Here is a 13,307-nt window from a genome sequence, read left to right as displayed (position 1 = left end):
TTCACTATTGACCATTGACTGTGGCCTATTGACTATTGACTATCAACCAATCAGAGTTTATCTCAAGAGTGCATATACGTTGCTAAGTGAATGCGTTAAATTGTTTATTCGTGGGTGAAACACAGAGGTTAGACATGGGTGTTGAGTCAACTGCTACATCGGATGAGGTGGTGAAAGTGCCATCTAACGGCAATAAACTAGAAGGAAAGGGTCATAAACACAAGAAGCTATTACCATCAAGTACAGGCGATGTCTCTCGTGCTTGGAAGATTGAGGATAGTGAAGCCTTGTATCGCATTGAAGGTTGGGGACAACCTTATTTCTCAATTAATGCGGCTGGTCATGTGACTGTTTCTCCCAAAGGCGATCGCGGTGGTTCTCTAGATTTATTTGAATTAGTCAACGCTTTAAAGCAGCGTAATTTGGGACTACCCCTGTTGATTCGCTTTTCCGATATTTTGGAAGACAGAATTGAACGGTTGAATGCTTGTTTTGCTAAAGCGATCGCCCGATACAATTATCCTGGGGTGTATCGTGGTGTCTTCCCTGTCAAATGTAACCAGCAACGGCATTTGATTGAAGACTTGGTCAGATTCGGCAAACCCCATCAGTTTGGTCTAGAAGCAGGTTCTAAACCAGAATTAATGATTGCCTTAGCGATATTGGATACCCCAGGCGCATTACTGATTTGCAACGGCTACAAAGACCGAGAATACATCGAAACAGCGATGTTAGCCCAAAGACTAGGGCAAACCCCCATCATCGTTTTAGAACAAGTTGAAGAAGTCGATTTAGTGATTGCGGCTAGTCATCAACTAGGAATTAAACCGATTTTGGGTGTACGGGCGAAATTAAGTACCCAAGGCATGGGACGCTGGGGAACATCCACAGGCGATCGCGCCAAGTTTGGGCTGACAATTCCCGAAATTATCCAAGCCGTTGACAAATTGCGCGAAGCCGATTTGTTAGGTTCTTTGCAGTTGATGCACTTCCATATCGGTTCGCAAATTTCCGCCATTAACGTGATTAAAGATGCCATCCAAGAAGCTAGCCGGATTTACGTAGAATTAGCTTCTCAGGGTGCAGATATGAAATATCTCGATGTTGGCGGTGGTTTGGGTGTAGATTACGACGGTTCTCAGACCAACTTCTACGCCTCGAAAAACTACAATATGCAAAACTATGCTAACGATATCGTGGCAGAGTTAAAAGATACCTGTGCGGAAAAACAAATCCCCGTACCGACCTTAATTAGTGAAAGTGGAAGGGCGATCGCTTCCCACCAATCAGTGTTGATTTTTGATGTTCTCAGTACCAGTGAAGTCCCCTTAGATTTGCCAGAACCGCCACAAGAAGGCGAATCACCGGTGATCAATTACCTCTGGGAAACCTATCAATCGATTAACAAAGAGAACTATCAAGAGTTCTACCACGACGCAACCCAATTCAAAGAAGAAGCCATCAGCCGCTTTAACTTAGGCATTTTGCGGCTACGGGAACGCGCCAAAGCTGAACGATTATACTGGGCTTGCTGTCGCAAAATATTAAACATCATTCGCCAGCATGATTACGTACCGGACGAACTGGAAGACCTGGAAAAAATTATGGCTTCCATTTACTACGTCAACCTATCAGTGTTTCAATCAGCACCAGATTGCTGGGCGATCGATCAGCTCTTCCCCATTATGCCCATCCATCGCCTTGATGAAGAACCGACCCAGCGAGGGATTTTAGCAGACCTCACCTGTGATAGTGACGGCAAAATTGACCGCTTTATCGACCTGCGTGATGTCAAATCCGTTTTAGAACTGCATCCCTTCCAAGCAGGAGAACCCTATTATCTGGGAATGTTCCTCAACGGTGCTTACCAAGAAATCATGGGTAACTTACATAACCTCTTTGGCGACACCAACGCAGTGCATATTCAACTAACACCCAAAGGCTACCAAATTGAACACGTAGTCAAAGGTGACACCATGAGTGAAGTAGTAAGTTACGTACAGTATGACTCCGAAGACATGGTAGAAAACATTCGCCAGCGTTGTGAAAAAGCCTTAGAAGAAAAGCGCATCACTCTAGCTGAATCCCAAAGACTCCTGCAAACCTACGAGCAAAGTCTCAGAAGATACACATATCTTAATAGTTAAAAGTCCAGAGTCAATAGTCCAAAGTCAATAGTCCAAAGTGATCAACTTAATATACACAGTTTTCACTAATGACTATTGACTAATGACTAATGACTAATGACTAATGACTAATGACTAATGACTAATGACTAAATCACATTTGTCCCCAACAACTCCTCAATAGCTTGTCTTTCCAAGGGTGTAGTTTCTGGTGGAGTCTGACGTGCATCGGTAATCAACCAGTCTAAAGCCGCAGCTTGCACATCAATGGCTGCGCCTGTCTTATCGACGCAGTAACGTCCAAACACTAGCTTATCGACTAATCTGACTCCCGCACCTAAACGCGACCATTCAAAAATGACGCTGTTATCAACAGTTGCACCGCTACAAATCCAGCAGTTAGGGCCAATCATCGCCGGGCCTACGATTTTCGCCCCGTCTTCAATTCTGGTCATCCCGCCAATGTAAACTGGCCCTGTAATATCTACCTTGTCCCAATTGACAGCCACATTTAAACCAGTGTAGATACCTGGTGCAACTTCGTGACCAGGGATTTGGACGTTTTTAATTTCACCCAACAACACACCCCGAATCGCCCGCCAGTAGTCTGGAACTTTACCAATATCTACCCATTCAAATTCCATAGGAATGGCGTAGAAAGGCGCACCAATTTCTACCAATTTGGGGAATAATTGACTACCAATGTCATACTCCACACCAGAAGGGATATATTTAAATACTTCTGGCTCAAAAATGTAAATACCTGTATTGATGTTGGTGCTGAGTGCTTCTTCTACTGAAGGTTTTTCTTGGAAGGCTTTGACGCGATTATCTGCATCAGTCACCACTACACCATAACTAGAGACTTCTTCCAAGGGAACGGATTTGGAAATGATGGTAGCAATTGAACCTTTGGATTTATGCCACTTGACGGCAGCTGTCAAATCTAAGTCAATCAACGCGTCACCGCATAAAACTACAAAGGTATCATCAAAAAACGGTGAGAAGTCTTGAATACGCCTCATGCCACCTGCTGATCCAATCGCTTCCCCGATCAGTTTACCTTCGTCGTCAATTTTTCCTTCAAAGGAATAAGCAATTTGTACCCCAAATCTTTGACCGTCACGGAAATAGTTTTCAATTTCTTCCGCTAAATGGCTAACATTGACCATAATTTGGTCAAAACCATGTTGACGCAGAAGTTCCACCAAAAATTCCATGACTGGCTTTTGCAGGATGGGAATCATCGGTTTGGGAGTCGTGTAGGTAATCGGACGAACACGAGTACCTTTACCTGCTGCGAGAATCATCGCTTTCATAATATTTATTCCTCAACCACAAGCCAGTTTAGTTTCATTGAATGATACTTAATCATCAGTTTTTATTTATTCTTTAGGTAGCCCCTCACAACAGGGATAACAGGAATTGACCGATTATCGCAACTGAATGGATAGCTAAATTAAATTCCATCGGATTTTTGCTCTGACCCCACTACAAACATTTTGGTGTGGTCAAGTCACCGAATATTCTATCTTGCTTTGGCTGGGAATTCTTTCAGCTCATTGGTTGTGGTAATCCTGAATTGGTGTGATTTACAGTCGTAATTAGGCGAATCTTGATATCTTCGTAGAATTCCTCCTGAAATAGCTCTACTTTAGATTGAGCTGACAGTAACAGCAAAGCCCAGAAAACACTGACTACATGGGTATTTTCTGATTCATGGTGAGAATGGTTTGCAGTTGGTGGCTTTGTCTGTGTCCACAATTGTACGAGTTGTTGTAAATTTAGATAATTTTGCTCTAAGAGTAATTCTTGGGCGGCAGAATGTAAAACTTGTTCTAGTTCACCAGCTACTTCAGTTAAGTTTTCTTGGTGTGCTAACTCCAGTGCTTCTCGCATACTTTTGACACTGGGCTGTCTTTTGAGACGCACTGGTTTGTCAACTTTTTGTACCAGTTTGAGCTGGTTCGCCATGATTTGCAATTGTGTGATTAACTCTTGCAATGTCACACGGCGTTTAGGAGGAGGCATCGCTGCCGGACGACGACGCAAATGTCGCTCTAATTGCAAACGATGACCTTGTTGTAATAGTCCTAGTTCGCCATCTAATAAGGCATCATCTATGACTTCTTCTAGTTCATCTGTGGCTGTTGATAATTGCATTAAAGTATTAGCTTTAAATAAAACTAACATTGATGCAGAAAGAAAAGCCTGTCCAGATTGGGATAAGTCAGCTTCGTAACCTCTGGCTGTTGTTTTGGGTGTCATTAGTTCTAAATAACGGTCAATCACATCAATGACTTGGACATCCCAGGGATCTATTTCCCCTTGTTCGGCTTGCTCAATTAGGAGTGTGATTGTTTCTAATAGCTCGGAGGCATCCATAAGTAAATTATTTTAGATTTTGGATTGAAAAATCTCAAATTTAAAACTGCAAATCCAAAATTACAGGTTCAGGAGGAAAAAGCCAACTTTTACAGGCTTTGAAAAATTTCAGTGAGATTATAGTTATCTGTTTTCTTGAACAGTTGAGGAATTTTAACTTAATAACGGTCACAAATTAAATTAGAGACATAAAATATTTATCTTTCTAGAGAAAGGTGGATATAAAGGAAAATCTTATCAAAAGAAAGATGATTTTTACTCAATCAACTCTTGAAATAAAACTACACAATCTAGATTTATTTCATCGAGGTAGGAAGTTCATCCTATGACATTACTATATATTGATGAGTTAAAGAATCTCATTGCTACTGTGCAAACACCTTGTATTTCTTTGTATATTGCGATGCAAAAATCAGGGGCGAAGATTCGAGAAAATCCGATTCGCTTTAAAAATGCGATACGAGAGGCAGAAAAACGCTTAGATGCGATCGCAATGCGCCATACAGAAGCCCTGAACTTGCTACAACCAGCAATGGAACTGGATCGGAATGATTTTTGGGAACATCAGGAACAGGGGTTAGCGGTGTTTATTTCCCCTGGAATATTTCGGTATTACTGTTTGCCGATGCCAGTACCAGAGTTAGTAGTGGTAGGGAAGCAATTTCATGTGAAGCCATTACTGCATTTAATTAATAGCGATCGCAAATTTTACCTCCTGACGCTTGCTCAACAAAATGTCCGTTTTTTTGAAGGCAATCACTATGATATGCAAGAAGTGACGGTAGAAAATATGCCACCTAATTTAGAAGCAGTGCTGCTGATACAGGATAACTCAGAAAAAGGTGTCCAGCACCGCATTGCTACAACTAGAGGCGGAACTGCTAATCCTTTCCAACATCCAGGGGAGTTTCATGGACAGGGAAGTCCTGAGCATGATCGACATCAAGCGGGTATTTTACAATTTTCCTACGCCATTGATCAGGCACTAAAAGAAAAATTGCGGGACGAACAAGCACCGTTAATTTTAGCGGGGGTGGAATATCTGCACCCAATTTACCGAGAAGCAAACACCTATACTCATTTGCTACCAGAGGGAATTACAGGAAATCAAGAACTGACAGACCTTAAAGAGTTACACCATCAAGCTTGGTCAATTGTGGCACCAATGCTAGAACAACAACAGCAGCAGGCGATCGCACTTTATCAACAACTAGCCAGAGAAAATCAGCATCAAACTTCTGCTGATCTCAAAGAAATCGTCCCAGCCGCCTATTACCAAAAAGTTGATACCCTCTTCATTTCTCTCAGACAGCAGATTTGGGGTAAATTTGACCCAGATAACATGACTGTAGATTTACATCCCGAACCGCAGCCAGATGATGTGGATCTGTTAGATTTTGCGGCTGTTCACACTTTTTTAAATAGTGGTCAAGTTTACATTTTAGAAGCAGCAGAAATACTTAATAATCAGCCAGTAGCAGCAATTTTCCGTTATTGAAGGTTTTGATGATGTATGAAAAATTAGGGGTGTAGTTCTAAGTCTCCATTCCATCTGTTTTTCCTCCTATACCCCTATATCCCCATACCCTGATTCAAACATGAATACTATTCATAAATCTATTAGTAAATTTTTAGTCAGTTTAACTTTATTGGGAGGATTGGCAGCAATCAATCAACCGGCAAAAGCGGATACAATTACCGGAGAATCAGGTAATGTCCGAGCCGAAATTTCTTTTGAAAAGCCTGAAGAATTTCAATATAAGAATGTGCGCCTGCGAATTAAGCGTGCAGGTAAAACCGTTTTAAATCAAAATTTGCCCCAGGAAAGTGAATACGATAGACCAATTGGGGGTTTATTTACTGATAAATTACCGGTGTTAGATTTAGATGGCAACAAAGAGCCAGAGGTCATGGCGGATTTCTTTACAGGTGGGGCGCATTGTTGCACCTATTCCTTAATTTATCGCTACAACAGCAAATCTCAGCAGTATCAAAAAATTAGACACGACTGGGGTAACGGTGGTTATCAACTCAAAGATTTAGATAAGGATGGTAGACCAGAATTTATCAGTCGGGACGATCGCTTTGCTTATGCTTTTACATCTTACGCGGCTTCTGGCTATCCCATCCAAATTTGGCAATATCGTCAAGGCAAAATGATTGATGTTACCCGTCGCTATCCCAAAGAAGTCGCCAGTCACGCCGCAGAAGTCTGGAAAAACTATACGGAAATTCAACAACAAGGTGAAGACGAGGGCAAAGGGTTTTTAGCCGCATACCTAGCCGATAAATACTTACTCGGTCAAGGCCAGGATGGCTGGCGACGTGTTCAGCAAGCTTACAAAAAAAGCGATAGAAATCAATACTTTGCTGAGTTACGCAAATTCTTACGAGAAACAGGGTACACGAGAAGCGGGGGAAAATAGGCAGGGGGGCAGGGTGCAGGGGGGAGAAGAATTCAATGATGCCCATTTGATATAGGGAGTCTTTTTTCTAACGCTGGGAATAGTTTTGCGATCGCTTTCTCATTTACTGTGCTACTTTTTCGATATTACCGATTTTGAGCCAGCCTTCTTGTTTACTGCCTTCAGTACGAATTTTTACCCAGCTTTTATCTTGATTTGCTTCTAAAACAATCACTTGCTCATTAAACGCTACACTACCAACACGTTCGGCATCTTGTTGCGCTGCTGCACGCAAACTTACTCCTTCAGACCAAGTGACACGCCCTTTATAAGCTCCTGGTGGTAATGCTTCAGGTGTTTCTGTGGAAATGGGCGTTGGGGAAGGGGTAGGATTAGGAGAGGTTTTTGATGTAGATGTAGTTTTTACATTCGTTTTTTTAGGCGTTGGAGTCGCAACAGTAGGGCTATCATTTGCATAAATGGGCCTAGCTGGAGGTATAGAAGTCCGATTCATAAAATAGAGGGCGACAGCTACACCACTACCTACCAAAACAGCGATCGCTAACAAAAATCCCAATATAAACTTTAATAAACCAGAAACCATAGTTAAATCCTTAGTCAATAGTCATTAGTCATTAGTCATTAGCACTTTTTCTTTTGTGTCTACCTTGTCTCCCTTGTCTCCCCTACTTTAGTCAATAGTCCATATTAATTCATGGGTTAGTGTGAATTATGGACTATTAACTGTGAATTTACCAACTGGCTAGAGATGTTATAGACAAATCTTGCAACATCAGGCACAAGATATAATAAACCCCCTTGCCCCCTGCCCCCTTGCCTTCCTAGCGCAGTTTACCAAACGTATCACTTAAAGGACTTTGCTTCGAGGCTAAACGCGCTCTCCCGGCTGCTGCCCATTCTTGGAGTTTTTGAATTTGTTCTACGGCTGTACGGGCTAAGGGGATAATTTGACTAGCGGCTTCTAAAATGTCGTCGGTGGTAAAGTCTCGGTTTTGACTAAATCCAATGTGCATGGCTTCTACTAAAGTTTGCTCAATTTCTGCTCCCGAAAAATCTGGTGTTTCATATGCTAGTCGGTTAATGTCATAATTTTTCAGACTGTGGGGGCGCAGTCGGGATAAATGGACGTTAAAAATGGCTTTTCTTTCGTCTTGGGTGGGTAAACCAACAAAGAAAATCTCATCAAATCTGCCTTTGCGGAGCATTTCTGGTGGTAAGGCCTGAATATCATTAGCGGTAGCAACTACGAATACAGGTGATTTTTTTTCGGCTAGCCAAGTGATAAATGTACCAAATACACGGCTAGTTGTTCCCGCATCACCTTTACTACCAAGTCCAGAAAAGGCTTTATCTATTTCATCAATCCACAAAACACAAGGGGCGAGGGCTTCTGCAACTTGAATCATTTGGCGGGTGCGGGATTCTGATTCACCCACTAAACCTGCAAATAAGCGTCCTACGTCTAAGCGTAACAGTGGTAAATGCCAATGATGGGCGATCGCTTTGGCTGTTAATGATTTCCCAGTTCCTTGAATCCCTACCAATAGTAAACCTCTGGGATGGGGTAAACCATACTGACGCGCCTTTTCTGTAAATGAACCACCCCGACGTAATAGCCAATCTTTGAGGTTATCTAGTCCGCCGATATCAGATATTTGCTCTGTGGCGGGGTAAAAGTCGAGAATTTGGGTTTGGCGGATGGTTTGGCGTTTTTCTTCCAAAACTAAATCCACGTCTTCTGGCTGTAATTCGCCGTGGGTGGCGATCGCTCTAGCTAAAACTCGGCGTATCCTTTCCATAGATAGCCCTTGGCAAGAACGCACTAAATCATCTAAAACTTTGCCAGATAAATTATTACCAGTGGCTTGCAGTAGGCGTTCTACTTCGGTTTTAATTTCGGGCGCGGCGGGTAAGGGAAATTCGACGACTGTTAAAACTTCGGTTAAATCATCAGGAATGGCAATGCGGGGTGATAATAAAACGATATTTTTCGGTTGTGACTTGAGGAGTCTGGCTAAGTTGCGGAGTTTACGAGCGATCGCCACATCTTCTAAAAAGCGATGATAGTCTCGTAAAATCAAGACGGCTGGGGCTGTGGCTGGTAATTTTTCGATAAATTCCAAAGCTTGCAGGGGGTTACGTCGTCCAAAGCCTTCGTCATTAGGGTTTCCTTGATAGCCATCCACAAAATCCCAAGTGTAGACAGGACGATTCCCTTGATTTGTGGCTTCTTCTCGAATGGCTGTTTCTACCCGTTCCTCTTCATAGGTGGGAATGTAAATTAACGGGTAACGAGCGCGTAGCAGCAGTTTAAACTCTTCGCGAAAGTTCATAATCAGGCGGTTAGTTGTTAGTTGCTCTTGAAGGCAATGTACAACTTTCTTTCACCAAATTCCTACTACACCGTGCAGCAAGTTTAACGTAAACCTTGCTGTTGTAATAATGTATTTGCCCAAGCTGCATCCGTTTCTGACAGGGGCGGAACTAGTTCTTGTGTATAATCTATAGCTAAATCAAATCCGGCGCGATCGTATACGCCATCTATTAATACTTTTAAGTTGATTGTTGGTTCTGTGTCGTCCCGACGTAACGGTAACACAAAGTTAGGAATCTGTTCTTGCAAGTCAAAGGGATATAATTCGGCTTTGGGACGGGATGTGCTGCGACTGACTAAAATCCGATAATGGGATGGAATTGGCATACCCAAGATAGGCATAGTTTCACCACTACGTAGCAAGTCGATTTCTACTAAGTGAGTCGAGCTACCTAATATTTGCTGACGTTTGGTTTCATATGCTTTTCTTCCCTCCCCAGGACGTTTATTTTTGGGTGATAATACCTCAATGACTGTGATCACTTCACCAGTTCCCACTTCTCGCACCTCTAAATATGCTTCCCTGACTTCTTCGGGGATGGGAACGCTGACAGTCACAGGTTTTGTTGGTGGAGATGCGACGGCTATTGTAGATTTTTCTGGTTCTGGATTAGTCAGGGAACGACTCACAACGACATCAGGAATTCCCACTAAAACAGAGTTTTCATCTGTCATTTGATATACGCGCTTTTCTACCGCTACTCGGTATTTTGGTCGGAGTTGAGGCGCGATTTCATCTGCTATGGCAATAATTAATCTACTGTGAACTTCTGGCCAAAGCTCTCGATTTTCAAGGTAAGGATTCATCCCTGGAAACGGTGAAGGCATGGGTTTTTGATGATAAAGTTCTTAAGGCTCATCCTAGCAATCTTTAACTTCTATGAGCGACACACAAAATTGGTATATTGTCAAACGCAAAACTGAGCATTGCGAAATCGTCCCCAGCGCGCAAGTTGAGGACGATAATGTGAATATTCTCGAAAAGTGGGGGCCTTTTAGTTCACCAGAGGAAGCGATCGCTCGTCGTGTGGGACTAATTAGGGCTGGTAAATGCCAACCACAGTAGACCTATAACTGAGTATTTTGAGTTTTTTCGGCTGTTGGTGTGGTTTTACCCGCGATTTCTTTACCCAAGATTTCCAATGCTTTAGCAAACTGTGGATCAGCTAATGTGCCAATTTTATCGCGTTCCCGTAGCCACAGTTCTTGGCGTTGAGCATCTGTTAGTTCTGCTTTGACATCGGGGTCGATACCGTGTTTATTAATATCCTTACCACTGGGGGTGTGATATTTAGCAATGGTGACTGCGAGTCCTGAACCATCTCTCAGGGGACGGACTGACTGCACTAAGCCTTTCCCAAAGGTTTGCGTCCCTACTAAAACAGCACGTTTATTATCTTGCAATGCTCCTGAGAGAATTTCACTAGCACTAGCTGAACCTTTATCAACTATGACCACTAAAGGTTTATTTGTTAATGCTCGACCTTTAGCTACTTCCCGTTCTTGTTCACCCTGACGATCAATAGTAGAAACAATTGTACCTTTGTCTAAAAACATCCGGGCAATTTCTACGCTAGAGAATAGCAAACCGCCGGGATTGCCGCGTAAATCTAATACGTAGCCGTTGACTTTTTGTTGTTCTAAGCTTCTAATAGCTTGCTGCATTTCTTTAGCAGCATTGGCACTAAATTGATTTAAGCGGATGTATCCAACTTTACCAATTGTGGTTTGCTGTTGAGAGAAACGTACTGGATGGATTTCAATCCTGGCACGTTTGATTGTAAATTCTTGTTGTTTACCGCCACGCTCGATTAATAAACTTACTTGTGTCCCAGGTTCACCACGAATCAGTGATACTGCTTGATTGGTGTCCATCCCTTGGGTACTTTTGCCATCTATCTTAAGAATAATATCTTTAGAAAGGATTCCTGCTTTAAACGCTGGGGTATCTTCAATAGGAGCAATCACAACTAATTTCTTAGTTTTTTCGTCTTGACTAATGGTGATCCCAATACCAGTGAGTTCCCCAGAGGTATCAACCTGCATATTCTTAAATTCTTCTGGGGTCATGAACCGGGTGTAGGGATCATCAAGCTTTTTCAGCATTTCCCGGACGGCCTTGTAAGCTTCTTCCTGATTACTGTAGGATTTATTTAGGTACTCCTTCCGTACAGCTAGCCAATCGACCTGATTAAATGTTCCGTCTACGTATTGACGCTGAACGATTTGCCAAACTTCATCAATCAATTCTTTAGGACTTGCTTTAAATAAAGCCTGACCAGGAGAGTGAATGCTCAGGGTAGTAACTGCGATCGCGGAGAGTGTTACTGCCGTAGCACCTAAAACAAGCCTACTTTTTGTAATCACCATAATGACAGCTGTGTCAGAGGGAAATATTGTTCTTCGGTATGCTCAATCTAACACAGGGTAAAGTGTAAAGACCGAGATGTATTTCTAACTTCATCAAAAATACTTTAGAATCCGGCGATCTAGGCGATCGCCGTTCACACAAATTTTATGGTTCTACCCACCGGCCATCAGCTTTGATCAAGTTGATTAATTCTTCTACACCTTGATCTTCAGGAACTTTTTTAATTTCTTCTCGGCCACGATACAAAGAAATGTAACCAGGGGTTTTACCTACGTAACCGTAATCAGCATCCGCCATTTCTCCAGGGCCATTGACAATACAACCCATAACAGCAATATCTAACCCAGTTAAATGTTTAGTAGCTTCTCGGACTTTATGTAAAACTTCTTCTAAGTTAAATAAAGTTCTGCCACAGGAAGGACAAGCTACATATTCCACCATTGTTTTTCGCAGTCCCAAAGCTTGCAGAATGCTATAACAAACAGGAATTTCTTTTTCTGGTGCTTCAGTGAGGGAAACACGGATAGTATCACCGATACCATCTGCTAGTAATGTGGCAATACCAGCTGTAGATTTAATCCGTCCGTATTCCCCATCTCCTGCTTCCGTCACACCCAAGTGTAGAGGATAGTCCATCCCTAAATCGTCCATACGTTTAGCCATGAGACGATAAGCAGCTACCATTACAGGAACGCGTGAGGCTTTCATGGAAATGACAATGTTACGGAAATCTAGAGATTCACAGATCCGAATGAACTCTAAAGCGGATTCCACCATTCCTTCTGGGGTGTCACCATAGGTAAACAGCATTCTTTCCGCCAAAGAACCATGATTTACGCCAATTCGCATGGCTTTACCTTGGTCACGCAGAGTAACTACTAAAGGTTCTAGGGTTTTGCGAATTTTATCCCCAATTTCGTCAAATTCTGCCTGTGTGTATTCAGTGCGATTAGAATTAGGTTTTTCAAACACATACAAACCTGGATTTATCCTGACTTTCTCGATGTGTTTGGCTACTTCTAGGGCGATTTTCATCCCATTGTGATGTACATCGGCCACAATCGGTACATCTTGGTAAGTTTTGATGAGTTTTTGCTTAATTTCTGCCAACGCCATAGCGTGCGCCATACTTGGTACTGTCACACGAACAATTTCACAGCCAATTTCGTGCAAGCGACGGATAGCCGCTACAGAACCATCGATATCAAGAGTGTCTTCGTTAATCATCGACTGCACCACCACAGGGTAGCCGCCGCCGATAGTAACATTCCCTACCTTGACTGGGCGAGTTTTCCGACGCTTGATTGTCGTATCAAAGGTAGGTTGCTCGGCTGTATTATTGGATGTTGCGGGAGTCGGCAGAGTTTGCATAACCTTATCAGGTAAATCTAAAATTGCAGATTGAACGGTGTATGTCTCTCAGATTGCCATAGGAAGGGCTTGTTTGGACGGTAAAAGTGAAAAAAGAACATGAAGAAAAATTTGGGGATTGGGGACTGGGGATTGGGGATTGGGGATTGTAAGGTAGACAAGGTAGACAAGGTAGAATTTATTTCCCAATTCAGCACTAACCATTACCTATTAACTCCTAACTCCTAACCACTCAACACTCATTACTCAACACT

The 13,307-nt window shown here is 42.5% G+C and carries 11 protein-coding genes; 4 read left to right on the top strand and 7 right to left on the bottom strand.

Annotation, left to right across the window (positions count from 1 at the left end):
• Window positions 1-134: 134 nt before the first annotated feature.
• A complete protein-coding gene (speA, locus tag CLI64_RS00840) occupies window positions 135-2,147 on the top strand; it encodes a biosynthetic arginine decarboxylase (RefSeq protein WP_103135463.1) in 2,013 nt (670 codons plus the stop codon).
• A gap of 128 nt (window positions 2,148-2,275) precedes the next feature.
• Here the strand turns inward: speA and CLI64_RS00835 are convergent, their stop codons facing one another.
• Complete coding sequence (locus tag CLI64_RS00835; RefSeq protein ID WP_103135462.1) at window positions 2,276-3,445, bottom strand: sugar phosphate nucleotidyltransferase; 1,170 nt, start codon at window positions 3,443-3,445, stop codon at window positions 2,276-2,278.
• Between the two features lie 235 nt (window positions 3,446-3,680).
• Window positions 3,681-4,511, bottom strand: coding sequence for a segregation/condensation protein A (locus CLI64_RS00830; RefSeq protein ID WP_103135461.1), 831 nt, complete (start codon window positions 4,509-4,511; stop codon window positions 3,681-3,683).
• 325 nt (window positions 4,512-4,836) lie between these two features.
• On the opposite strand from CLI64_RS00830, the gene CLI64_RS00825 reads away from it, so the two are divergent.
• Together CLI64_RS00825 and CLI64_RS00820 are read left to right on the top strand one after the other, a co-directional pair.
• On the top strand, window positions 4,837-6,009 hold the full coding sequence (locus CLI64_RS00825) for a hypothetical protein (protein WP_103135460.1): 1,173 nt from the start codon (window positions 4,837-4,839) through the stop codon (window positions 6,007-6,009).
• 100 nt (window positions 6,010-6,109) lie between these two features.
• A complete protein-coding gene (locus CLI64_RS00820; RefSeq protein ID WP_103135459.1) occupies window positions 6,110-6,937 on the top strand; it encodes a hypothetical protein in 828 nt (275 codons plus the stop codon).
• 103 nt (window positions 6,938-7,040) lie between these two features.
• On the opposite strand, the gene CLI64_RS00815 is transcribed toward CLI64_RS00820, so the two are convergent.
• From CLI64_RS00815 to CLI64_RS00805, 3 genes are all read right to left on the bottom strand, one after another.
• The gene (locus tag CLI64_RS00815; RefSeq protein WP_103135458.1) at window positions 7,041-7,520 is read right to left on the bottom strand and encodes an SH3 domain-containing protein; all 480 of its coding nucleotides are present in this window, start codon (window positions 7,518-7,520) and stop codon (window positions 7,041-7,043) included.
• Between the two features lie 238 nt (window positions 7,521-7,758).
• Entirely contained in the window at window positions 7,759-9,270 is a 1,512-nt protein-coding gene (locus CLI64_RS00810) for an AAA family ATPase (protein WP_103135457.1), read from the bottom strand.
• A gap of 83 nt (window positions 9,271-9,353) precedes the next feature.
• The gene (locus tag CLI64_RS00805) at window positions 9,354-10,139 is read right to left on the bottom strand and encodes a DUF4058 family protein (RefSeq protein WP_103135456.1); all 786 of its coding nucleotides are present in this window, start codon (window positions 10,137-10,139) and stop codon (window positions 9,354-9,356) included.
• Window positions 10,140-10,191: 52 nt separating this feature from the next.
• Between CLI64_RS00805 and CLI64_RS00800 the strand changes: the two genes are divergently transcribed.
• Window positions 10,192-10,377: a DDE transposase family protein gene (locus tag CLI64_RS00800; protein WP_103135455.1), complete on the top strand. Its 186-nt coding sequence runs from the start codon at window positions 10,192-10,194 to the stop codon at window positions 10,375-10,377.
• 2 nt (window positions 10,378-10,379) lie between these two features.
• Here the strand turns inward: CLI64_RS00800 and ctpC are convergent, their stop codons facing one another.
• Together ctpC and ispG are read right to left on the bottom strand one after the other, a co-directional pair.
• Window positions 10,380-11,681, bottom strand: a complete 1,302-nt coding sequence (ctpC, locus tag CLI64_RS00795; RefSeq protein ID WP_103135454.1) for a carboxyl-terminal processing protease CtpC — start codon at window positions 11,679-11,681, stop codon at window positions 10,380-10,382.
• A gap of 145 nt (window positions 11,682-11,826) precedes the next feature.
• Window positions 11,827-13,053, bottom strand: a complete 1,227-nt coding sequence (gene ispG, locus CLI64_RS00790) for a (E)-4-hydroxy-3-methylbut-2-enyl-diphosphate synthase (protein ID WP_103135453.1) — start codon at window positions 13,051-13,053, stop codon at window positions 11,827-11,829.
• Window positions 13,054-13,307 lie beyond the last annotated feature (254 nt).

It is taken from the genome of Nostoc sp. CENA543, from assembly GCF_002896875.1.
Lineage (GTDB): Bacteria > Cyanobacteriota > Cyanobacteriia > Cyanobacteriales > Nostocaceae > Trichormus.
The sequence above is the reverse complement of the archived record's forward strand: the minus strand, read 5'-3'. Positions and strand labels throughout refer to the sequence as shown.